The sequence below is a fragment of the Xanthomonas hortorum pv. cynarae genome (assembly GCF_002939985.1).
Classification (GTDB): Bacteria; Pseudomonadota; Gammaproteobacteria; order Xanthomonadales; family Xanthomonadaceae; genus Xanthomonas; species Xanthomonas hortorum_D.
In genome coordinates, this window is record NZ_MDFM01000004.1 from 200402 (window position 1) to 222590 (window position 22189).

Genomic DNA, 22189 nt, shown 5'->3' on the forward strand with positions numbered 1-22189 from the left:
GGTGAATCAAGGCGGCGCGATGGAACTGCATGAACCGCAGATGGCATGGTCCACCCAGTACGCGTAGTCGACGCCGCCTTGTGCGGCGTTTTTCGTTGACTGGCTGGTGCCAAGACAAGCGGTGAAGTTCAACAGCTGAAACTGTGGCGTCAGTCGTTTATTATCAATCACTAACAGCATATTTCTAAGGTCTGGCTACAGGTGGCAAAGCAGGTTCCCGAACGCAGCAAGCCCGCAGAGGGCAAACCGTCCTCGCGCAAGACGGCGGTGGCGGACAATCCGCGTCGGCAAAAGCTCTGGCGCGATCTGGCATTGATCGCGGTGGCGCCGTTGCTGCTGTATCTGCTGGCCAGCCTGTTCACCTATTCGGCGGCCGATCCGGGCTGGTCGCAGACCGGCAGCGTGGTCGCGCCGGTGCACAACATGGGCGGCCGGGTGGGTGCATGGACGGCCGACGTGCTACTGCAGCTGTTCGGTTATGTGGCCTTTCTGCTGCCGGTGGTGCTGGGCGCGGTGGCCTGGATCGCCTTGTTCGGCATGGACAAGGAAGGGCAGGCCGAGGCCGATCTGGGGCCGGCACTGCGCTTGGTCGGCATGGTGGGCTTCCTGATTTCTTCGACTGGCTTCCTGCATCTGCGCCTGTTCACCGGCGATGTGGCCGGGGCCGGCGGCATCCTTGGGCGGTTGGTCAGCAATTCGCTGAGCGCCGGGTTCGGTGCGCTGGGCGCGAACCTGTTCGTGATGGTGTTGTTGCTGGTGTCGATCACCCTGGCCACGGGGCTGTCGTGGTTTGCGCTGATGGAACGTATCGGTAAGGGCGTGCTGGCGTTGGGGCCGCTGATGCAGCGCAAGACCCACCAGGCCACCGAATGGCAGCAGACCCGCGTGATGCGCGAAGAGCGCGAGGAAGTGCGCAAGGTCGATGCGGTCAAGCAGGCCAAGCGCGAGCCGGTCAAGATCGAGCCGCCGCCGGCACCGGTGGTGGAAAAGAGCGAGCGCGCCAAGCGCGACACCCAGATTCCGATGTTCCAGGGCGTGAGCACCGATGGCTCCGATCTGCCGCCGCTTGCCCTGCTGGACGACCCCAAGCCGCAGGCCAAGGGGTATTCGGAAGAGACGCTGGAAACGTTGTCGCGGCAGATCGAGTTCAAGCTCAAGGACTTCCGCATCGAGGCGCAGGTGGTCGGCGCCTATCCGGGTCCGGTGATTACCCGCTTCGAGATCGAGCCGGCGCCGGGCATCAAGGTCAGCCAGATCAGCTCGCTGGACAAGGACATCGCGCGCGGGCTGTCGGTCAAGTCGGTGCGCGTGGTGGATGTGATTCCAGGCAAGTCAGTGGTGGGCCTGGAGATCCCCAACGTGACCCGCGAGATGATCTTCCTGTCCGAGCTGCTGCGCTCCAAGGAATACGACAAGTCGCCGAGCCCGTTGACGCTTGCGTTGGGCAAGGACATTGCCGGGCGCCCGACGGTGGCCGATCTGGCGCGCATGCCGCACTTGCTGGTGGCCGGTACCACCGGTTCGGGCAAGTCGGTGGCGGTCAATGCAATGGTGCTGAGCCTGCTGTTCAAGGCCTCGCACAAGGAACTGCGGATGCTGATGATCGACCCGAAGATGCTCGAACTAAGCGTCTATCAGGGCATCCCGCATCTGCTGGCACCGGTGGTCACCGACATGAAGGAGGCCGCCAACGGCCTGCGTTGGTGCGTGGCCGAGATGGAACGCCGCTACAAGCTGATGAGCGCGGTGGGCGTGCGCAACCTTGCCGGCTTCAACAAGAAGATCAAGGATGCCATCGACGCCGGCCAGCCGATGATGGACCCGCTGTTCAAGCCCAATCCGGAATTGGGTGAGGCGCCGCGGCCGCTGGAGTCGCTGCCGTTCATCGTGATCTTCATCGACGAATTTGCCGACATGATGATGATCGTCGGCAAGAAGGTCGAAGAGCTGATCGCGCGTCTGGCGCAGAAGGCGCGTGCGGCTGGTATCCATCTGATTCTGGCCACGCAGCGGCCGTCGGTGGACGTGATCACCGGCTTGATCAAGGCCAATATTCCGACCCGCGTGGCGTTCCAGGTCAGTTCCAAGATCGATTCGCGCACCATCCTGGATCAGTCCGGGGCCGAGGCGTTGCTGGGCAACGGCGACATGCTGTACCTGCCGCCGGGCACAGCGCTACCGGACCGCGTGCATGGTGCCTTCGTCAGCGACGAAGAAGTGCATCGCGTGGTCGAGCACCTCAAGGCCAGCGGGCCGGTGTCCTACGTCGAAGGCGTGCTGGACGAAGTGCAGACCATGGGCGACGGCACCGTGGTGGGTGCGACCGGCCTGCCCGAAAGCAGCGGCGGTGGCGGCGACGAGTCCGACCCCTTGTATGACGAAGCCCTGCGTATCGTCACCGAGACCCGGCGTGCCTCGATTTCCGGCGTGCAGCGGCGTTTGAAGATCGGCTACAACCGTGCCGCACGCTTGATCGAAGCGATGGAAGCGGCTGGCGTGGTCAGCCAGCCCGAGCACAACGGCGACCGCACCGTGCTGGCACCGCCGCCGCCCAAGTAATCGGCAACCGGCAACCGGCAACGCGGCGCGTGTCGGCTTACGCGTGGCGCCGCGTTCCGGGCTTAGGGGCGGCTAACAAACCGTGGCGAGAGGCCGCGTCCCGCAATCGGCATTGCGTACGCGTACCCGCAGCCACATGGATGCGGCGATGTTGGAGGCAGGTGCCTGACGCTGCCGCGTACACCGGCTACCCTGTTGAGCAAGGGCCGCTCCGGCCCGTCGTGATCGAGACCCATGCTGCGTCGTCCTGTGTTGCTGCTTCTGCTGCTGATCTCATTGCCGCTGCTGGCTCAGGCCCAGCAGCAGGCCGCGCCTGCCGCCGCTGCGGCACGCACGCAGGCCGACACCAACTACAGTTTCGTGCGCTATCGCGCCGACTACGAAGTGCGTGCCGACGCCAGCAGCGTGGAAACCGACGAATACGAGATCCTGCTCAAGACCAAATCGGCGGTGGAGCAGTTCAGCCAGGTGCGGCTGAGCTATAGCGAGAAGATGGAAACCCTGGAGGTGCTCCAGGCATACACCGTCACCGCCGAAGGGCTGCGCCAGGACGTGGCGGCCGACAAGATCTACACCCAGGAAAGCTATTCCAGCGCGGCAGCAGCGATGTACGCCGACCGCAAGGTCAAGGTGGTGGTGTTCCCGAATCTGGCGCCGGGTGCGCGCATCGTCTATCGCGTGCGGCGTGCGCAGAACACCCCGTACTTCCCCGGCTACTTCAGTCTGTGGGAAACCTTCAGCGTGTTCGCGCAGTACGACGATGCGGTGATCACGCTGGTGGCGCCGAAGGCCTTGCCGATGCATTTGTCGGTGCGCGGGCTGCAGGGCGGCACCAAGCCGGTGGTGCGCGGCGATCGGGCACGCTGGGAATGGCGCTACCAGCGTGCCACGCCGATGAAGAACCAGAACTGGAGCGCGGCGACCTGGGAGTTCAGCCCGACCTTGATGGCCAGCACCTTCGACAGCTGGTCGCAGATGGGCCTGGCCTACCACGTCAAAGGCGGCCGCGCTGCTGCGGTGACGCCAGCGATCCAGTCGCTGGCCGACGAGGTGACGCGTGGCATCGACGACCCGCGTGCGCAGGCGGCGGCGTTGTACGCCTGGGTGGCGCGCAATATTCGCTACGTGGCGGTGTACCTGGGCAACGGCGGGCTGGAACCCAACAGCGCCGACAGCATCCTGGCGAACCACTATGGCGACTGCAAGGATCACACCGTGATCCTGGAAGCCTTGCTGGCCGCCAAGGGCATTGCCAGTACGCCGGTGCTGATCGGCGCTGAGGGCGGGCCCACGTTGCCGCCGATTCCGGTGCTTGGTCGTTTCAATCACGCCATTACCTATATCCCGGCGTTCGATCTTTACGTGGATTCGACCAACCCTTACGCGCGCTTTGGCCAGCTGCCGGCCGGCGATCTCGGCGCGCCGGTGGTGCATACGGTGGACGGCAAGGTCACGCACACCCCGCCCAACGACCGCAAGGTCAACCGCTACGTCGCGCGCACCGAGTATCGCTTCACCCCGCAAGGCGGCCTGCAAGGCATGACCACGCTGGATAGCGGGCAGACCGGCGAGGTGGGCTTGCGCGCGATGTTCGTGCAACTCAACGCGCAGAACCGCAATCGCATCGAAGAATCGATCATTGCCCAGTCCGGCTTCGACGGCACCGGCGATCTGCTGATCCAGGGCGACCCGCTGGATCTGGATGCGCCATTCAATTACCGCTACACGTTCCAGGCCAACGATGCGGTGGATTTTTCGGTGGTCGGCGGCATGACCTTGCCCGACATGCCCGGTGCCGAATCGACACGCGGGATCTATACGACCACCTCGGCCGAAGACAATCTGACTCCGTTCTACTGCAACGACAGCGTGCGCGAAGAAACCTATGTGGTGAGCTTCCCGGCGACGGTGCCGATCATCGCGATCCCGCGCAGCAGCACCTTTCGCAATGCCGCCGGCGAGTACGCGGTCGACTGGACGCGCCAAGGGCAGACGGTGACCGCGGTGCATCGGCTGCAGCGTGCCGCAGTGCGTGGGCCGCAGGCGCTGTGTCAGCCGCAGGATTACCGCGCATTCCGCGAGCTCTATCAGCAGGTGCGGCGCGGGTTTCGCGGGCAGATCGTGTATGGCGATCTGTCCAGGGTGCAGACGGCGCAGTGAGATGGATTGGTTTGTCGCAACCGCGATCCGAGCGCGGCAGGCGACAGCGCTCGCCCATTCATCTATGAAGTATCAGAATCCACGCATTCCCTTTTGGAAGACCGCGATGCATCGCCAGCTCCGTTATGCCGTCCTCGCCACCGCCCTGTTCGCCAGCACCGCATTTGCCGGTGCACGTCAGGAACTGGATACGTTCACGCGCGGCCTCAAAGGGCTGGACGGGCAGTTCAGCCAGCAGGTCTCCGATGCCAATGGCCGGGTCAAGGAAAGCTCAAGCGGGCGGGTGGCATTGTCGGCGCCGCGCCAGTTCCGTTGGGAATACGCCAAGCCCTACAAGCAGCTGATCGTTGCCGACGGCAAGAAGGTGTGGGTGTTCGACCCGGACCTGGAGCAGGTCACCGTGCGCGCGCAGGGCAACGAAGAACAGAACAGCCCGTTGGTCGCCCTGATCGATCCGGCACGCCTGGACAAGCAATACGACGTCAGCGAAGAGGCTGCGCCGCGTGACGGGCTGCAGTGGTTGTCGCTGACGCCCAAGGTGGATACCGAAGCCAGCTTCCAGATGGCCTCGCTGGGATTCGGCAAGGAGGGTCTGGCCAAGATGGAGGTGGTGGATGCGGTCGGCCAGCGCACTGCGATCAGCTTCAGCGGCTGGAAGCGCAATCCGGCGTTCGCTGCAGACACCTTTCGCTACGCCCCGGGCAAGGGTGTGGACGTGGTCGGCGACGCGCAGTAAGCCCTCGTTCGACGCATCCGCACTGACAACGGCCTTCTTCGCAGAAGGCCGTTTGCTTACGCGATACAATGACGCGTGGCACGAACCAAGCTCCCCATCGCTCCCGAAGCCGATCTGCTCAGCGTAGACGGCGAGCATCTGCGCCCGCTGGCCGAGCGCATGCGTCCGCGCACCCTCGACGAGATGGTCGGGCAGAAACGCCTGCTGGCACCCGACAGCGCATTGCGGCGCGCGGTGGAATCCGGCCGCGTGCATTCGATGATCCTGTGGGGCCCGCCCGGTTGCGGCAAAACCACCCTGGCGCTGCTGCTGGCGCATTACTCGGATGCCGAATTCAAGGCGATCTCGGCGGTCTTGTCGGGATTGCCGGAAGTGCGCCAGGTATTGGCCGAGGCCGCGCAGCGCTTTGCCAGCGGCCGCCGCACGGTGTTGTTCGTCGATGAGGTGCATCGCTTCAACAAGGCGCAACAGGACGCGTTTTTGCCGCATATCGAGCGCGGCACGATTCTGTTCGTCGGTGCGACCACCGAAAATCCATCCTTCGAATTGAACTCCGCATTGCTATCGCGTTGCCGCGTACATGTGCTGGAAGGCGTCTCGCCGCAGGACATTGTCGAGGCCTTGCAGCGGGCCTTGCATGATTCGGAGCGCGGGCTGGGGCAGGAGACCATCCAGGTCACCGATGCCTCGCTGCTGGAAATCGCCAGCGCCGCCGATGGCGATGTACGCCGCGCACTGACGCTGCTGGAGATCGCTGCGGAACTGGCGACGGGCGAGGGCGGCGAGATCACCCCGCAGACGCTGCTGCAGGTGCTGGCCGACCGCACCCGTCGCTTCGACAAGAACGGCGAGCAGTTCTACGACCAGATCTCGGCGCTGCACAAATCGGTGCGTAGTTCCAATCCCGACGCCGCGCTGTATTGGCTGACCCGCATGCTCGATGGCGGCTGCGACCCGGCGTATCTGGCGCGGCGGCTGACCCGCATGGCGATCGAGGATATCGGCCTGGCCGACCCGCGTGCGCAGAGCATGGCGCTGGAAGCCTGGGACATCTACGAGCGCCTGGGCAGCCCGGAAGGCGAGCTGGCGTTCGCGCAACTGGTGCTGTATCTGGCCAGCACCGCCAAGTCCAATGCCGGCTACGCGGCCTTCAATCAGGCCAAGGCCGAAGTACGCGCCACCGGCACCCAAGAGGTGCCGCTGCATTTGCGCAATGCGCCGACCAAGCTGATGAAGACGCTCGGTTACGGGCAGGATTATCAATACGACCATGATGCCGAAGGCGGGATCGCGTTGGATCAGACCGGGTTCCCCGATGCGATGGGCGAGCGGGTCTTTTACAACCCGGTGCCGCGCGGGCTGGAGATCAAGCTCAAGGAAAAGCTCGATCGTTTGCGCGCGGCGCGCGAACAGGCCAGGGCTGAGAAGGCCCGCAAGCCGGCGGGATAAGTGGTGACAACGCTGGATAGCATCGCGCCCTGGAGCTGCACGCCGCCTGGACTAAAGGGATGTGTCTGCCAACCCTGCCGGCACGGCGTTCTGTGTCCAGCGAGTGTTTCTCGACTTGAAGCCAGCGAGAAAACGAACGCGTGGCCACTGAGCGGACGCGGCCGATGCTCGGTGCGGCGTCACCACTCGTACAATCCGGTTTGAGCGCGCCGTCGATGACCTGATGCGAGCTCGCCACGTTTTGTTCGCAGCTTTCAGGAATGACAATGCACGACACGCACTTGCACACGCAGCCAATCCATTGCGGAGCGCGCGCATGAACGCACCGGTGTGGTGGCAGCAATTGCTGCTGGCGATGACCGGCGGCGCGCTCGGATCGGGCCTACGCTTTGCCATTGGCGCGTCCTTGTTGCAGCGCTTCGGCACAGGATTTCCATGGGGCACCCTGACCGTGAACCTGGTCGGTTCGTTCGTCGCCGGTGTGTTGCTGGTGTGGCTGGATGCGCGCGGACCATCCAGCTGGCCGCTGCGGGCCTTGTTGATCGTCGGTGTGATCGGCGGGCTGACCACGTTCTCGTCGCTGATGATGGAATGCTTGGTGTTTGCGCGCACCGATCGCTCCGCGATGATCGGCGTGTATCTGGCAATCACGCTGGTGGCCGGCTTGGCCTTGGTGTTTTTGGGTGCACGCACCGGTCAATGGTTGGTGGCGCGCTGAAAGTAAAAGAGGGCGTGCTTTCGCACACCCTCTCGATCACTGCATATCCATGTAAAGCGAGATCGTGACCACATCCCGATCGCGCGGCAGGCAGCGGCTTACAACGCTTCGATAATGCCTGCCGCGCCCATGCCGGTGCCGATGCACATGGTGACCATGCCGTACTTCTGCTGCCGGCGACGCAGGCCGTGCACCAGGGTGGCGGCACGGATCGCGCCGGTCGCGCCCAGCGGGTGGCCCAGAGCGATCGCACCGCCCAGCGGGTTGACCTTTGATGGATCCAGTTCGCTGTCGCGGATCACCGCCAATGCCTGCGCGGCGAAGGCTTCGTTGAGCTCGATCCAGTCGATCTGGTCCTTGGTCAGGCCGGCCTGCTTGAGCGCCTTGCGAATCGCCGCGATCGGGCCGATGCCCATCACTTCCGGGCGCACGCCTGCCACCGAGAAGCTGACAAAACGGGCCAGCGGGGTCAGGCCGTAATCCTTGATCGCCTGCTCGGAGGCCAGCAGTACCGCACCGGCGCCATCGCTCATCTGCGAGGAGTTGCCGGCGGTGACGCTGCCGCCGAACTGGCCGTTACGGAACACCGGGCGCAGTTTGGCCAGGCCTTCGAGCGAGCTGTCCGGGCGCGGGCCTTCGTCGGTGTCGACCAGGCGCTTGCGCAGCGCGATGACATTGCCTTGCAGGTCAGGCTGGTGCGAGAGAATTTCGTACGGAGTGATCTCATCGCGAAACTCGCCTGCGGCAATCGCGGCAATGGCTTTTTGATGCGAGGCGAGCGCAAACGCGTCCTGATCCTCGCGCGAGACCTTCCATTCCTCGGCCACTTTCTCGGCGGTGATGCCCATGCCGTAGGCGATGGCGACATGGTCGTCGGCGAACACGTTCGGCGACATGGCGACCTTGTTGCCCATCATCGGCACCATCGACATCGACTCGGTACCGCCGGCCAGCATCAGGTCGGCGTTGCCCAGACGAATCTGGTCGGCCGCCATCGCCACGGCCTGGATGCCAGACGAACAGAAGCGGTTGATGGTCTGGCCGGCCACGGTATTGGGCAGGCCGGCCAACAGCACGCCGATGCGCGCCACGTTCATGCCTTGCTCGCCCTCGGGCATGGCGCAGCCGATGATGGCGTCGTCGATCCGCGACAGATCGATGCCCGGCGCCTGTGCCACCACCGCGCGCAACACGTGCGCCAGCATGTCGTCGGGACGGGTATTGCGGAACACGCCCTTGGGCGCCTTGCCGACCGGGGTACGGGTGGCGGCGACGATGTAGGCTTCTTGAATCTGCTTGCTCATGTGGCTTTCTCCGAAAGCCGGGAATGGGGAGTGGGGAATCGGGAATCGCTAGTGCGGATTCGCCTGAGTTCACCCTCGACATCCACCGGCAGAATAGTGGGAGGAGTAGGGAATCGATTTGGCTTTTCACCATTCCCGATTCCCCATTCCCGATTCTCAGTTCCTCAGCGGCTTACCCGTCTTGAGCATGTGCCCAATCCGCGCCTGGGTCTTTTCCTGCTGGGCCAGTTCGACGAAGTGCTTGCGCTCCAGCTTGAGCAGCCATTCTTCGTCGACCAGCGCGCCGCGATCGACTTCGCCGCCGCACATGACCGTGGCGATGCGGGTGGCGATTTCATAGTCGTATTCGCTGATGAAGCGGCCTTCCAGCATGTTGACCAGCAGCATCTTGAAGGTGGCGATGCCGACGTCGCCGGCGACCTGGATGCGGCGTGCCGGCAGCGGCGCGCGGTAGCCGCCTTCGGCCAGTGCGCGCGCTTCTGCCTTGGCGATGTGCAGCGCTTCGAAGCTGTTGAACACGATCTTGTCGGTACCGCGCAGCAGGCCCAGTTCCTGGGCATTGACCGCCGAGTTGGAGACCTTTGCCATGGCGATGGTTTCGAAGGTCTTCTTCAGCTCGGCGAACACATCGCCACCCGGGCCGGCGGCAATCGATGCGCGCACGGCGATTTCCTTCAGGCCGCCACCGGCCGGCAGCAGGCCGACGCCAGCCTCGACCAGACCGATGTAGCTTTCCAGCGAGGCCACCGTCTTGGCGCTGTGCATCTGGAACTCGCAACCGCCGCCCAATGCCAGGCCGCGTACGGCCGAAATCACCGGCACCTGCGCGTACTTGATGCGCTGGCTGGTGGCCTGGAAATTGGCGACCAATGCTTCGAACGCATCGACCTTGCCGGCCTGCAGCAGACCCAGTGCGCCGGCCAGATCGGCACCGGCGGAGAAGGGTTCCTTCTGCTGCCAGATCACCAGCCCGGCGAAGTCTTTCTCCGCGCGGCCAACCACTTCCTGCAAGCCGTTGAGCACGTGATCGGAGACGGTATTCATCTTGGTCTTGAAGCTGACCACGGCGATATCGTCGCCGTCATGCCACATGCGCACGCCGTCGTTTTCGAACACCGTCTCGCCCGGCGAGAACTGCTCGCCCAGCAGCGGATCCGGGAAGCGCTGGCGCTTGTACACCGGCAGCGCCGAACGCGGCAGCTTGGCATCGTGCGCCGGGCTGTAGGAGCCTTCGGCCGCATGCACGCCATCGCGGCCGTCGAACACCCAGTTCGGCAACGGTGCGCTGCTCATGCTCTTGCCGTTGGAGATGTCTTCGGCAATCCACTGCGCCACCTGCTTCCAGCCGGCGGCCTGCCAGGTTTCGAACGGGCCAAGCGACCAGCCGTAGCCCCAGCGGATCGCCAGATCCACGTCACGCGCAGTCTCGGCGATGTCGGCCAGGTGATAGGCGCTGTAGTGGAACAGGTCGCGGAAGCTGGCCCACAGGAACTGCGCCTGCGGGTGCTGGCTCTCACGCAGCTTGGCGAACTTTTCGGCCGGATTCTTGATCTTGAGGATCTCGATCACTTCCGGTGCGGCAGTGCGATCAGCGGCGCGGTAATCCTGCTTCTGCAGGTCCAGCACCACGATGTCCTTGCCGACCTTGCGGAAGATGCCGGCGCCGACCTTCTGGCCGAGCGCGCCCTTGGCGATCAGCGCGTCCAGCCACTTCGGCGACTTGAAATACGGGTGCCACGGATCCTCGGGCAGGGTGTCGCCCATGGTTTTGATCACGTGCGCCATGGTGTCCAGGCCGACCACGTCCGAGGTGCGGTAGGTCGCCGACTTCGGGCGCCCGACCAGCGGGCCGGTCAGGCCGTCCACTTCATCGAAACCCAGGCCGAATTCCTGCGTGTGATGGATGGTGGCCAGGATCGAGAACACGCCGATGCGGTTGCCGATGAAGTTCGGCGTGTCCTTGGCATACACCACGCCCTTGCCAAGCGTGGTGACCAGGAAGCTTTCCAGCCATTCCAGCACGGCCTTGTCGGTGCCCTTGGCCGGAATCAGCTCGGCCAGATGCATGTAACGCGGCGGGTTGAAGAAATGCACGCCGCAGAAGCGGTGGCGCAATTGCTCTGGCAGCACGTCGGAGAGCTTGTTGATGCCCAGACCGGAGGTGTTGGAGGCCAACACGGCGTGATCGGCAACGAACGGGGCGATCTTCTTGTACAGGTCCTGCTTCCAGTCCATGCGCTCGGCGATCGCCTCGATAATCAGATCGCAATCGCGCAGCTGTTCGAGACCACTCTCGTAGTTGGCCGGCGTGATCGCCTCGGCCAGCGCCTTGCTGGCCAGCGGGGCAGGGCTGAGCTTGCCGAGGTTGGCGATGGCCTTGAGTACGATGCCGTCGGCAGGACCCTCCTTGGCAGGCAGGTCGAACAGCACGGTGTCGACACCGGCATTGGTGAGGTGCGCGGCGATCTGCGCGCCCATGACGCCGGCACCGAGCACGGCGGCGCGACGGACTAGCAACGGATTGGACATAGCAATTAGCCTCTTGGTGGAACGTTTACAGTGTGGAATGAGCGCGGAAACCGGGTTCCGCGAAACGAATCAGTTCGCGCGCGGCGCGCGCACGGTGGTCGGCCTCGCTGACGCCGGCCGGGCGCTTGATCAGCCCGAAGTCGGCCATCGCATAGGTCAGCGCACCGGCCAGAAAATCCAGCCGCCAGTACAGCTCTTCCTTGCTCAGGCCCGGCACGCAGGCGGCGATGGCCTTGCCGAATTCGCGCAGCACATGGCCGTAGTGATCGGACAGGAACTTGCGCAGGTTGTCGTTCTTTTCGGCGTAGGCACGTGCGATCACGCGCACGAACGCGCCGCCACTCTGGCGGTCCTGCGCCATCGCCAGGGCAGGCTCGACGAAGGCTGCCAGCACTGCGGTGAGTTCGCCCGGATGTGCACGTTTGGCGGCTTCCAGCTGCTGCAGCCGCGCGGTGGTCATCTCGTCCATGCGGCGCCGGAATACCTCGTTGACCAGGTTTTCCTTGGAGCCGAAGTGGTAGTTGACCGCGGCGATATTGACGTCGGCCTGGGTGGTCAGCTGGCGCAGCGAGGTGCCGGCGAAGCCATGCTGTGCGAACAGCTCCTCGGCCGCGCCGAGAATGCGGTCCTTGGTGGAGAAGTGAGCGGGCTTGGGCATGCGCAGGGGTGGAACTCAATCAAACGATTGTTTGAGTCTACGGGCTGGAGACTGCGCCGGTCATGCGGCAATGCAGCACGATTCAGGGGGCGGTGTGCAAAGGTCTTCACTAAGAGATAGAATTGACCATCGCAAAGAAGCCTAAGCCCGCGTTTTGACGCGGGTTTTTTTCATGATAACCTCGGGTCTTCAAGTGGCCCGCCCAACGGAGATCTTCCCATGGCGCTGGAGCGCACCCTGTCCATCATCAAGCCCGATGCCGTCGCCAAGAACGTCATCGGCGAAATCTACAGCCGTTTCGAAAAGGCCGGCCTGAAGATCGTGGCCGCCAAGTACAAGCAGCTGTCGCGTCGCGAAGCCGAAGGCTTCTACGCCGTGCACCGCGAGCGTCCGTTCTTCAATGCGCTGGTCGAGTTCATGATCTCCGGCCCGGTGGTGATCCAGGCGCTGGAAGGCGAGAACGCCGTTGCTGCACACCGTGACCTGCTGGGCGCAACCAATCCCAAGGACGCTGCGCCGGGCACCATCCGCGCCGACTTCGCCGATTCGATCGATGCCAATGCCGCCCACGGCTCGGACTCGGTCGAGAACGCTGCCAACGAAGTCGCGTATTTCTTCGCCGCTACTGAAGTGGTCTCGCGCTGAGGCCGAGAGAGTCGAATCGTGAATGAGGTCGTGATCCCCTCCGTGCCGCAGGACGTCGCTGTCCGTACCCCGGAACTGCGCAAGCAGAACCTGCTCGACCTCGACCGCGAGGGACTGGAGCGCTTCTTCGCCGACACGCTCGGCGAAGCGCGTTACCGTGCCCATCAGGTGATGAAGTGGATTCACCATCGCTACGTCACCGACTTCGACCAGATGACGGACCTCGGCAAGGCGCTGCGTGCGAAATTGCACCAGCATGCCGAGGTTCTCGTCCCGACCGTCGTGTTCGACAAGCCTTCCACCGACGGCACCCACAAGTGGCTACTGGCCATGGGTACCGACGGCAAGAACGCGATCGAGACGGTGTATATCCCCGACAAGGGCCGCGGCACGCTGTGCGTGTCCTCCCAGGTCGGCTGCGGCTTGAACTGCACCTTCTGTTCGACCGCGACCCAGGGCTTCAACCGCAACCTCACCACTGCCGAGATCGTCGGGCAGGTGTGGGTGGCGGCGCGCCATCTGGGCAACGTGCCGCACCAGCAGCGCCGTCTCACCAACGTGGTGATGATGGGCATGGGCGAGCCGTTGATGAATTTCGACAACGTCGTGCGTGCGATGAGCGTGATGCGCGACGATCTGGGCTACGGCCTGGCCAGCAAGCGGGTGACGCTGTCGACCTCCGGCCTGGTGCCGATGATCGACCGGCTGTCGACCGAGAGCGATGTCTCGCTGGCCGTTTCGCTGCATGCCGCCAACGACGCGCTGCGCGAGAGCATGGTGCCATTGAACAAGAAGTACCCGATCGCCGAGCTGATGGAGTCGTGCGCGCGCTATCTGCGCGGCAACAAGAAGCGCGATTCGGTCACCTTCGAATACACCTTGATGAAGGGCATCAACGACCAGCCGGAACATGCGCGTCAGTTGGCTCGCTTGATGCGTCAGTTCGACAATGCGGTGCAATCCAAGGACGCTGGCAAGGTCAACCTGATTCCGTTCAATCCGTTCCCAGGCACGCGCTACGAGCGTTCTGGCGAGACGGAGATCCGCGCTTTCCAGAAGATCCTGCTCGATGCGCAAGTGCTGACGATGGTTCGCCGCACGCGTGGCGACGATATCGACGCGGCCTGCGGGCAGCTCAAGGGGCAGGTCATGGACCGTACCCGTCGCCAGGCAGATTTCCTGCGCACACTGGAAGGCCAGGCCGATCGCGATGCGGCAGCGTGATCTCGCGTTAATGGCGGCCGTGGCGATCGCGCTTGGCGCGGTCGGCTGCGGTGGTCGTAACGCCAAGGCCGGGTCGGTCAAGACCGTGGAAGAAGTCGCACCGGTGTATTCGTTCCGAGACAACACGGCGACCAAGAGCCGCCTGGCAGTGCAAGAAAAACTCGGACTGGCCAGCAACCGGCTGCAAACCGGTGACTATGCCGCTGCCGAAGAGCAGGTCCGCGCGGCGTTGAAAAAAGATTCGCAGTCGGTGGATGCCATCGGCATGTTGGCGCTGATCCAAGGCGCCAGAGGCGATGTGGCCGGCTCCGGTGCGTCGTATCGTCGCGCGGCAGAACTCGCCCCGCAGCGTGGCGATGTGTTGAACAACTACGGTGCGTGGTTGTGTGCGAATGGTTCGCCGGCCGAATCGCTGATCTGGTTCGACCGTGCATTGACCGACCGCACCTACGCATCTCCTGCTTCGGCACTGGGGAATGCAGGCGGTTGCGCACTCAAGGCCGGGCAGCCGGAGCGCGCTGTCAGCGATCTGCGCAAGGCCCTCGAACTGGATCCGGCTAATCCGTATGCACTCGAGTCGATGGCACGTTCCGAAGCGGGGCGTCGCAATTATTTCGAAGCCCGCGCGTTTATCGAAAGACGTCTTGCGGCTGCATCGGTCACTGCTTCCGTGTTACAACTCGCCATTCAGATTGAGCAAGGGCTCGGCGACAAGGTAGCCGCCGGCCGTTATCACCAGCGGTTGGTCAAGGACTTCCCTGACGCAGCGACCGCCAACCCCGGGGCCAATGCATTGTGATCAATGATTCCCATCCGAACCCTTTCGAGCAGGAAAAGGGCTGCGGACAGCATTTGCGCGAAGCGCGCGAAGCAGCAGGTCTGAGCGTGGAAGATGTCGCCGGCAAGCTGCGCATGCCGGCACACGTGGTGCGTTCGTTGGAGCAGGAAGAGTGGCAGCGTCTGGGCGCACCGGTCTTCGTGCGCGGTCAGCTGCGCAGTTATGCGCGTCTGCTGCATGTGGACCTGGAGCCGCTGTTGCTGCAGGCGACCATTGCGCCGGTCGAACCGGTCACCCTGGTCAGCCATACGCATACCCCGCGTGCGCGCCGCATTCTCGAAAGCACCGCGCGCAAGGCGATGTATGTCGTCATCACCGGTGTGTTTGCCGTACCGGTCTGGTATGCGACCCGCTCGCATCTGGATGGCAACGCGCCGAGTACGGTGTCGCTGGACAGCATGCCGGAAGCGGCAAACACCGGCACACCCGCTGCGGGTGCAACGCAGCCGGCCAATGCGCCACGCGAGCAACCCGCGCCGTACATCGCGTCGATGACGCCCGTGCCGCGGGCCACGCCCGACGTGGAGACGCCTGCAGCTGCGGCCGCCAGTGGCGGCAGTTTGTCGTTGAGTTTCAGTGGCGACAGCTGGGTGCAGATCCTGTCACCGGATGGCAGCGCGGTCGAAAAAGCGCTGGTCCGTGCCGGCGAACGTCGCAGCTATTCGCCGGGGCAGGTGGGTCGCATCGTGCTGGGCAATGCGTCGGCGGTAGAGGTTCAGCAAGGCGGCAGTATCGTCGATCTGAAACCGTTCCAGCGCGCTAACGTGGCCCGTTTTGCGGTATCCTCCGACGGCTCCGTGGTACCTGCTTCCGAGTGAAGCGGACTGCGGTTTTTCATTTTTCCCTATTGATGTTCCGCGCCTCCGGGACGACGGAGCGAGAGTACGCATGGCGATCGACGATCTGCTGGACGAACACGAACAAGGCGAACGCGTTCGTTCCTGGTTGAGAAAGAATGGCGCGGGTCTGGTGGGCGGCGTCGTGGTTGGCCTGGCCCTGATCCTGGGCTGGCAGTGGTGGCAGAAGCACACCAATACCCAATCGGTGGAAGCCAACACCCGTTACGAGGCGGTGGTGAAGTCGATCCAGGGCAAGGGCCTGGACAAGGCCGCCAAAGAGATCGTGGCGCTCGACGACGGCAAGGGCGGTATTTACGCCGAGCTGGCTGCGCTGCGTCTGGCCAAGGCCCAGGTGGATGCCGGCAAGCACGCCGAAGCGATCAAGACATTGCGCGACGTGCCCGCCGAAGGCGAGCTCAAGCAGATCGTGCAGCAGCGCCTTGCGCGCGTGCTGACCGAAAGCGGCAAGCCGGACGAAGCGATCAAGCTGCTGGCCGATGCGCAGGACCACACCAGTCTGGAGATCCGCGCCGATGCGCTGGTCGTGCAGGGCAAGCCGGATGAAGCGCGTGCGCTCTACGGCAAGGCCCTGACCACGGTGGATGTGGCCTCGCCGCAGCGCCGTTTGCTGGAAACCAAGCTGATGGATGTGGGCGGCAAAGTGCCCGATCCGGCGGAGCCGATTTGATGAAGCAGGTTGATATGTACAAGCGCATTGCATTGATCGCCCTGATGGGCGTGTCGTTGGCGGGTTGCAGCACGGTTAAGGGCTGGTTTGCCGGGAAGGATGCTGCTGCCAAGAAGGCGCAGGAACCTGCCGAACTGGTCAAGTTCGAGCCCTCGGTCAAGGTGGACAAGCTGTGGTCCACCGGCGTCGGCAAGGGCGAGGGCCATATCGGCGTGCGTCAGCGTCCGGCCGTGGCCGATGGCAAGGTGTACGCCTCGGCGATCACCGGTGGCGTGGAGGCATTGGACCTGCAGACCGGCAAGCGCGTGTGGGAATACAAGCCCAAGAAAGAAGAGCGCAACGATCGCAAGTTCAAGCAGCGCCTGTCCGGTGGCCCCGGCGTTGGCGAAGGTCTGGTGGTGATCGGTACGCTGTCTGGCGACGTGATTGCGTTGAACCAGGCTGATGGCACGGAAAAGTGGCGCGCCAAGGTACCGAACGAGGTCATCGCTGCACCGGCCATTGCGCAGGGTTTGGTGTTGGTGCGTAGCAACGACGGTCGCGTCAGCGCCTTCGACGCGACGACCGGCGAGCGCCGCTGGTTCCATGCCGAGGAAGGCCCGACCCTGTCGGTGCGCGGCAATGCACCGATCGTGACCGGCCCGGGCGTGGTGTTCGTCGGCAACGACAGCGGCACCTTGAGTGCGCTGGCGTTGCAGGACGGCCGCCCGTTGTGGGAACAGGCCATCGGCGTGCCGGAAGGCCGTACCGAGCTGGAGCGCATGTCCGACGTGGATGGCGCACCGGTACTCGACGGCACCACGCTGTACGCAACCAGCTTCAAGAACGAAACCCTCGCACTGGAAGGCCCGAGTGGCCGTCCGCTGTGGACGCGCGATCACGGCGGCGCCGGTGGCGTTGGCGTGTCGTCCAGCGTGGTGGTGGTGTCGGATAACGCAGGTTCGGTGTGGGGCCTGGACAAGAGCAGTGGAGCGGCGATGTGGTCGCAGGCTGCGCTTGCACGGCGCTCCCTGACCGGTGTTGCCATCCAGGGCGATTACGCCGTGGTTGGCGATTACAAAGGCTATCTGCACTGGCTGAAACTCAGCGACGGTGCACTGGCCGCGCGCGCTCGCGCTGGACGCGACACGCTGCTGGCGCAGCCGATCGTCGTGGATGGCATTCTGTTGGTACAAAACACCGATGGCGATATCACCGCCTTCCGGTTGGCACAATAAGGACTTTGCGATGCTGCCCCTGGTCGCCCTGGTTGGACGGCCCAATGTCGGCAAGTCCACCATTTTCAATGCGCTGACGCGCACCCGTGATGCCCTGGTCCACGACCAGCCCGGCGTCACCCGCGACCGTAACTACGGGGTCTGCCGTCTCGACGAGGAGCGCCCCTTCATCGTCGTCGATACCGGCGGTATCGCCGGCGATGAGGAAGGTCTTGCCGGCGCCACCGCGCGTCAGGCACGTGCCGCTGCCGGCGAAGCCGATCTGGTGCTGTTCGTGGTCGATGGCCGCGAAGGCGCCTCCTCGCTCGACGACGAGATCCTGGCCTGGCTGCGCAAGCTGGCACGCCCGACCGTGCTGGTCATCAACAAGATCGACGGCACCGACGAAGAAACCGTGCGCTCGGAGTTCGCGCGCTACGGGTTTTCCGATGTGGTGGCGCTGTCTGCCGCGCATCGGCAGGGCATCGACGAACTGCTCGAAGAAGTCGGTGCGCGCTTGCCAGCCGAAGGTGCCGGCGAATTGCTGGATACCGACCCGGCGCGCGTGCGCATCGCCTTTGTCGGCCGCCCGAATGTGGGCAAGTCGACGCTGGTCAATCGCCTGCTCGGCGAAGAACGCATGATCGCCTCGGAAGTGCCGGGCACCACGCGCGACTCGATCGCGGTGGACATGGATCGCGACGGGCGCCAATACCGCTTGATCGATACGGCCGGCCTGCGTCGCCGTGGCAAGGTCGAGGAGGCGGTGGAGAAGTTCAGCGCGTTCAAGACGCTGCAGGCAATCGAACAATGCCAGGTCGCGGTGCTGATGCTCGATGCCGGCGAAGGCGTCACTGATCAGGACGCGACCATTCTTGGCGCGATCCTGGACGCTGGCCGCGCGTTGGTGGTGGCGATCAATAAGTGGGACGGGCAGAGCGACTATCAGCGTGCGCAGGCCGAAGACCTGCTGTCGCGCAAGCTGGGCTTTGTCAGCTGGGCGGAGGCGGTGCGGATTTCCGCGTTGCACGGCTCGGGCATGCGCGAGCTGTTTCAGGCGATTCACCGCGCGCACGCCTCGGCCACGCACGAGTTCAGCACCAGCGAAGTCAACCAGGCGCTGGAAATCGCCTACGAGACCAATCCGCCGCCGAGCATCCGTGGTCACGTCTCCAAGCTGCGCTACGTGCATCCGGGTGGCGCAAATCCGCCGACCTTCATCGTGCATGGCACGCGTCTGAAAGTGTTGCCGGAGTCGTACAAACGCTATCTGGAAAACTTCTTCCGCAAGCGTTTCAAGCTGGTCGGCACGCCGGTGCGTTTCATCTTCCGTGAAGGCGCCAATCCGTACGAGGGCAAGAAGAACACGCTCACTGAGCGGCAGGTGGCGCGCAAGCGGCGCTTGATGAAGCACGTCAAGGGCAAGTAGGCAGGGCTGCCGCGCCGGGCGTGCCATCTTCGACGAGCTGGCATGCGTGGCGTGCTAGCTCCAGCTTGGGTTGAGTCACGCGCCTGGAAGTTGCCGTGTTTGCGCGATTCGTGCTGGCCGGCGTGCCGGCCATGCCCTCTGACGAACAGGTGATCGTTCTGTTCGCCGCTCTGAGCCGGCCTGGCGCACTGGTATCCTGCGCGCCATGACCGATTATCCCTCCCGCATTCCCTATGCGCAGGCGCTGCAGATTCTGCAGGCCGTTGCGGCCCAAAACCGCCCGCCCGATGAAAACATCGCCACCTCGCGTGCCGATGGGCGGATTTCCGCTGCCGATCTGATTGCACCGCTGCCACTACCGCCATTCGCCAACAGTGCGATGGATGGCTTTGCGTTGCGGCATGCCGATGTCGCTGGCGGCGATGCGTCGTTGCAACTGGTCGGCGAACAATTCGCTGGCGAGCGTTGGACCGGCACGCTCAGCGCGGGGCAATGTCTGCGTATCACCACCGGCGCGCCGCTGCCCGATGGCGCCGACACGGTGATCCCGAAGGAAGATGCGGATGAGCGCCATGGTGTAGTGCGCTTCCGCACGATGCCTGTATTGGGCGCGGCGGTGCGTCTGGCCGGCAGCGACGTGCGTGCGGGCGATCTGGTGATCCAGGCCGGACAGGTGTTGACGCCTGCCCGCATCGGGTTGGCGGCGGCGCTCGGTCTGTCGCGGCTTGCGGTGGCGCCGCGGCCGACCATTGCGGTGCTGGCCACCGGCGATGAACTGGTGGAGCCGGGCATGCCGTTGGGGCCGGGACAGATCTACAACAGCAACCGCGACATGCTGATGGCGCAGCTGCGCGCACTGGGCTACGCGCCGACCGCATGGCCGACCCTGCCGGACGATCCGCAACGCATCCGCACCATGCTGGAGGACGCGGCTGCGGCCTTCGATGTGGTGATCACCTGCGGCGGCGTCTCGGCGGGGGAAAAGGATTATCTGCCGCAGCTGATCGGCGAACTGGGCCGTATCCACTTCTGGCGCGTGCGCATGCGCCCGGGCATGCCGGCGGTGCTGGGGCAGATCGGCCGCTGTCTGGTGCTGGGTTTGCCGGGCAATCCGGTGTCGGTGCTGGCGACGCTGATCGCCTACGGTATGCCGCTGCTGGATGGCTTGCAGGGGCGTAGCGAACCGCGTCCGGTGTGGCATGCAGCGCTGGCAGGCCCGTGGGAAAAGCGTCACGAACGCCTGGAGTTTTTGCGCGGACGGCTGGAGTGCGGCGAGGACGGGCGGTTGACCGCGCTGCCGCATCGCGGCGATGCATCGCACCTGCTGCGTGGCGCGGCCGACAGCAATGCCTTGATCGTGTTGCCCGAGCAGGCACGACGCTTCGAGGCAGGCGAGATCGTGCGGGTGATTCCTTACGCGCTTTGATCGCTCACTGGATCAGTGGCGAACAACACGTGGCGATAGCTCTCACGCGCGCGTGCGGCAAGCGTGTAGGTGGCAGGTCGAAGCGCTGCGGCCGGGCGGTGCGCCATGACGCCCGCTCAGGCCTGGCTGACGCTACGCAGTCGATTTAAGTGCCGCTTTCAGCCGACTGCGCTGCCGCAGAACGCGGCGTAGTCGGCATAGCCGGGGAACGCGGTGCCAGGCGCGCAGACTGGGCAATGCGGATCGGGTGGCAGACGGATTTCGCGAAAGCGCATGGCCAAGGCATCGAAGCTGAGCAGGCGCCCGGCCAGGCTGTCGCCGATGCCCAGCAGCAACTTGATCGCTTCGCTGGCTTGCAGCAATCCGATGACGCCAGGCAGCACGCCGAGGACGCCGGCGTCGGCGCAGCTGGGGGCAAACTCCGGCGGTGGCGGTTCGGGGAACAGGCAGCGATAGCAAGGCGCATGACCGCGGTTGCGACCGGCATCGAACACACTCAATTGCCCTTCGAACTGCTGCACTGCACCGTAGACCAACGGTTTGCCGAGTTTGACGCAGGCATCGTTGAGCAGATACCGCGCAGGAAAATTGTCCGCACCGTCGATCACCACATCCACGTCCTGCAGCAATGCTTCGACATTGCTGGCGGTAACGCGTGTCTGCAGCGCGTCGACCTGCACGCGTGGGTTGAGTGCGGCGATGCGCTGCGCAGCCGAGGCGACCTTCGCGATCCCCACGCTGTCTTCGGTGTGCAGAATCTGGCGCTGCAGATTGCTGCGATCCACCACATCGTCGTCGGCGATGCGCAGATGGCCGACACCGGCAGCGGCAAGATAAAACGCAGCCGGCGAGCCAAGCCCGCCCGCGCCGACCAGCAATACGCGCGCGCGCGCCAGCCGCTGCTGGCCTTCCAGACCGACCTGCGGCAGGCGTAGATGGCGCGAATAGCGCTCTAGAAAATCCTGTTCGTCCGCCGGCAGCGCGGGGCGCACCAGCGGCAGGCCGTCGTTCGTCCACGCGGTGGTGCCGCCGAGTACCGAAGACACCGCTGTATAGCCGTGCGCACGCAGCACCTCGGCCGTCTGCGCCGAGCGCTTGCCGCTTTGGCAGATCACTACGATCTCGCGTGTGTGCTCGGGCAGATGCCGTGCGGGTGCAGTTTCCAGATCGCTCTGCACGATGGCCAGTGCGCCTTCGGCCTGGCCGCTGGCGCGTTCGTGCAGTTGCCGGATATCGATCAACAAGGCGCCCTGCATGGCACGAGCGCGGGCGTCGGCGGGAGTGATGTCGTGGCTGCTCATCCCGCTATTGTCGCGCAAACCCCGATACGGCGATGTGCTGGCTGGCGGCGTTGGCATCAGGCTCACCGAGGTCGCGGTAGCGTGGGTACAAAAGGAGACAGTCATGACACCCGAGATCGATGCGCAACTGAAACACCTCGCCGACGAATTGCCCGATATCCGACGCCAGCACCCGGATGATTTCTGGGATGTCTTCCATGCACGTGCGGAGACGATCACAGCGAAAGCCGATTCGACAGAACAAGCCGCACAGATCGTCAAGCGGATCGACGAGATGCTGGCGGCCCATCAGCTCGGGCCTGCGGACCCTGGAGCTTGACTAAGCGTTTCGCGCTGCAAGGCCGATAAAACTGGTTTGGCAGTGCTTGCTGCTTCGGCATTCACTGCTGAGCTAACTGTGCGGCATGGCCTTCACATGGGCGGGGTAAGCAGAGACTTCACCTCGCTTGAGCATCGGCTTCATGCGGCTGCAGCCATTGTCGTTACCTTA

18 protein-coding genes are annotated in these 22189 nt (G+C 64.3%); 14 read left to right on the forward strand and 4 right to left on the reverse strand.

Annotated features, from left to right (window positions below; translation table 11 throughout):
• Positions 1-201: 201 nt before the first annotated feature.
• The 5 genes from XcyCFBP4188_RS04525 to crcB all read left to right on the forward strand — a co-directional run bounded on the left by XcyCFBP4188_RS04525 (position 202) and on the right by crcB (position 7622).
• A complete protein-coding gene (locus tag XcyCFBP4188_RS04525) occupies positions 202-2559 on the forward strand; it encodes a DNA translocase FtsK (RefSeq protein WP_006448849.1) in 2358 nt (785 codons plus the stop codon).
• A 234-nt stretch (positions 2560-2793) separates the two neighbouring features.
• Positions 2794-4719: a DUF3857 domain-containing transglutaminase family protein gene (locus tag XcyCFBP4188_RS04530; protein WP_046931992.1), complete on the forward strand. Its 1926-nt coding sequence runs from the start codon at positions 2794-2796 to the stop codon at positions 4717-4719.
• 64 nt (positions 4720-4783) lie between these two features.
• Positions 4784-5455: an outer membrane lipoprotein periplasmic chaperone LolA gene (gene lolA, locus XcyCFBP4188_RS04535; protein WP_046931994.1), complete on the forward strand. Its 672-nt coding sequence runs from the start codon at positions 4784-4786 to the stop codon at positions 5453-5455.
• A gap of 159 nt (positions 5456-5614) precedes the next feature.
• Positions 5615-6904, forward strand: a complete 1290-nt coding sequence (locus XcyCFBP4188_RS04540; protein ID WP_180337233.1) for a replication-associated recombination protein A — start codon at positions 5615-5617, stop codon at positions 6902-6904.
• Positions 6905-7220: 316 nt separating this feature from the next.
• Positions 7221-7622, forward strand: coding sequence for a fluoride efflux transporter CrcB (gene crcB, locus XcyCFBP4188_RS04545; protein ID WP_006448736.1), 402 nt, complete (start codon positions 7221-7223; stop codon positions 7620-7622).
• Positions 7623-7720: 98 nt separating this feature from the next.
• Here the strand turns inward: crcB and XcyCFBP4188_RS04550 are convergent, their stop codons facing one another.
• The 3 genes from XcyCFBP4188_RS04550 to XcyCFBP4188_RS04560 all read right to left on the reverse strand — a co-directional run bounded on the left by XcyCFBP4188_RS04550 (position 7721) and on the right by XcyCFBP4188_RS04560 (position 12113).
• Complete coding sequence (locus XcyCFBP4188_RS04550) at positions 7721-8926, reverse strand: acetyl-CoA C-acyltransferase (protein WP_006448735.1); 1206 nt, start codon at positions 8924-8926, stop codon at positions 7721-7723.
• Positions 8927-9082: 156 nt separating this feature from the next.
• Positions 9083-11455: a 3-hydroxyacyl-CoA dehydrogenase/enoyl-CoA hydratase family protein gene (locus XcyCFBP4188_RS04555; RefSeq protein WP_104591703.1), complete on the reverse strand. Its 2373-nt coding sequence runs from the start codon at positions 11453-11455 to the stop codon at positions 9083-9085.
• 25 nt (positions 11456-11480) lie between these two features.
• Complete coding sequence (locus tag XcyCFBP4188_RS04560; RefSeq protein ID WP_104591704.1) at positions 11481-12113, reverse strand: TetR/AcrR family transcriptional regulator; 633 nt, start codon at positions 12111-12113, stop codon at positions 11481-11483.
• Between the two features lie 219 nt (positions 12114-12332).
• On the opposite strand from XcyCFBP4188_RS04560, the gene ndk reads away from it, so the two are divergent.
• The 8 genes from ndk (at position 12333) to XcyCFBP4188_RS04600 (ending at position 20398) form a co-directional block, all read left to right on the forward strand.
• Positions 12333-12758, forward strand: coding sequence for a nucleoside-diphosphate kinase (gene ndk, locus XcyCFBP4188_RS04565; RefSeq protein ID WP_006448732.1), 426 nt, complete (start codon positions 12333-12335; stop codon positions 12756-12758).
• An 18-nt stretch (positions 12759-12776) separates the two neighbouring features.
• On the forward strand, positions 12777-13982 hold the full coding sequence (gene rlmN / locus XcyCFBP4188_RS04570; protein ID WP_104591705.1) for a dual-specificity RNA methyltransferase RlmN: 1206 nt from the start codon (positions 12777-12779) through the stop codon (positions 13980-13982).
• Between the two features lie 10 nt (positions 13983-13992).
• A complete protein-coding gene (gene pilW / locus XcyCFBP4188_RS04575; RefSeq protein ID WP_043907243.1) occupies positions 13993-14781 on the forward strand; it encodes a type IV pilus biogenesis/stability protein PilW in 789 nt (262 codons plus the stop codon).
• A complete protein-coding gene (locus tag XcyCFBP4188_RS04580; RefSeq protein WP_006448729.1) occupies positions 14778-15638 on the forward strand; it encodes a helix-turn-helix domain-containing protein in 861 nt (286 codons plus the stop codon). The genes pilW and XcyCFBP4188_RS04580 overlap by 4 nt, the downstream gene beginning before the upstream one ends.
• A 70-nt stretch (positions 15639-15708) precedes the next feature.
• The gene (locus tag XcyCFBP4188_RS04585; protein WP_006448728.1) at positions 15709-16347 is read left to right on the forward strand and encodes a YfgM family protein; all 639 of its coding nucleotides are present in this window, start codon (positions 15709-15711) and stop codon (positions 16345-16347) included.
• On the forward strand, positions 16347-17564 hold the full coding sequence (gene bamB / locus XcyCFBP4188_RS04590; protein WP_074057500.1) for an outer membrane protein assembly factor BamB: 1218 nt from the start codon (positions 16347-16349) through the stop codon (positions 17562-17564). The genes XcyCFBP4188_RS04585 and bamB overlap by 1 nt, the downstream gene beginning before the upstream one ends.
• 10 nt (positions 17565-17574) lie before the next feature.
• Complete coding sequence (gene der, locus XcyCFBP4188_RS04595) at positions 17575-18972, forward strand: ribosome biogenesis GTPase Der (protein ID WP_006448726.1); 1398 nt, start codon at positions 17575-17577, stop codon at positions 18970-18972.
• A gap of 205 nt (positions 18973-19177) precedes the next feature.
• Positions 19178-20398, forward strand: a complete 1221-nt coding sequence (locus XcyCFBP4188_RS04600) for a molybdopterin molybdotransferase MoeA (RefSeq protein ID WP_046931998.1) — start codon at positions 19178-19180, stop codon at positions 20396-20398.
• Between the two features lie 158 nt (positions 20399-20556).
• Here XcyCFBP4188_RS04600 and moeB read toward each other — a convergent pair whose 3' ends face one another.
• On the reverse strand, positions 20557-21756 hold the full coding sequence (gene moeB / locus XcyCFBP4188_RS04605) for a molybdopterin-synthase adenylyltransferase MoeB (RefSeq protein ID WP_046933720.1): 1200 nt from the start codon (positions 21754-21756) through the stop codon (positions 20557-20559).
• Positions 21757-21802: 46 nt separating this feature from the next.
• Here moeB and XcyCFBP4188_RS04610 point away from each other — a divergent pair, with 46 nt between their 5' ends.
• Positions 21803-22018: a hypothetical protein gene (locus XcyCFBP4188_RS04610; protein ID WP_043889779.1), complete on the forward strand. Its 216-nt coding sequence runs from the start codon at positions 21803-21805 to the stop codon at positions 22016-22018.
• The last annotated feature ends 171 nt before the right edge of the window (positions 22019-22189 follow it).

Excerpts from the sequence above, each read along its gene's own strand:
- XcyCFBP4188_RS04585 (WP_006448728.1), top strand. The coding sequence starts at position 15,709 with ATGGCGATCGACGATCTGCTGGACGAACACGAACAAGGCGAACGCGTT.
- bamB (WP_074057500.1), top strand. The coding sequence starts at position 16,347 with ATGAAGCAGGTTGATATGTACAAGCGCATTGCATTGATCGCCCTGATG.
- XcyCFBP4188_RS04550 (WP_006448735.1), bottom strand. The coding sequence starts at position 8,926 with ATGAGCAAGCAGATTCAAGAAGCCTACATCGTCGCCGCCACCCGTACC.
- der (WP_006448726.1), top strand. The coding sequence starts at position 17,575 with ATGCTGCCCCTGGTCGCCCTGGTTGGACGGCCCAATGTCGGCAAGTCC.
- lolA (WP_046931994.1), top strand. The coding sequence starts at position 4,784 with ATGAAGTATCAGAATCCACGCATTCCCTTTTGGAAGACCGCGATGCAT.
- pilW (WP_043907243.1), top strand. The coding sequence starts at position 13,993 with ATGGCGGCCGTGGCGATCGCGCTTGGCGCGGTCGGCTGCGGTGGTCGT.
- XcyCFBP4188_RS04600 (WP_046931998.1), top strand. The coding sequence starts at position 19,178 with ATGACCGATTATCCCTCCCGCATTCCCTATGCGCAGGCGCTGCAGATT.
- XcyCFBP4188_RS04610 (WP_043889779.1), top strand. The coding sequence starts at position 21,803 with ATGACACCCGAGATCGATGCGCAACTGAAACACCTCGCCGACGAATTG.
- XcyCFBP4188_RS04560 (WP_104591704.1), bottom strand. The coding sequence starts at position 12,113 with ATGCCCAAGCCCGCTCACTTCTCCACCAAGGACCGCATTCTCGGCGCG.
- moeB (WP_046933720.1), bottom strand. The coding sequence starts at position 21,756 with ATGCCAACGCCGCCAGCCAGCACATCGCCGTATCGGGGTTTGCGCGAC.
- crcB (WP_006448736.1), top strand. The coding sequence starts at position 7,221 with ATGAACGCACCGGTGTGGTGGCAGCAATTGCTGCTGGCGATGACCGGC.
- ndk (WP_006448732.1), top strand. The coding sequence starts at position 12,333 with ATGGCGCTGGAGCGCACCCTGTCCATCATCAAGCCCGATGCCGTCGCC.
- XcyCFBP4188_RS04555 (WP_104591703.1), bottom strand. The coding sequence starts at position 11,455 with ATGTCCAATCCGTTGCTAGTCCGTCGCGCCGCCGTGCTCGGTGCCGGC.
- XcyCFBP4188_RS04540 (WP_180337233.1), top strand. The coding sequence starts at position 5,615 with ATGCGTCCGCGCACCCTCGACGAGATGGTCGGGCAGAAACGCCTGCTG.
- XcyCFBP4188_RS04530 (WP_046931992.1), top strand. The coding sequence starts at position 2,794 with ATGCTGCGTCGTCCTGTGTTGCTGCTTCTGCTGCTGATCTCATTGCCG.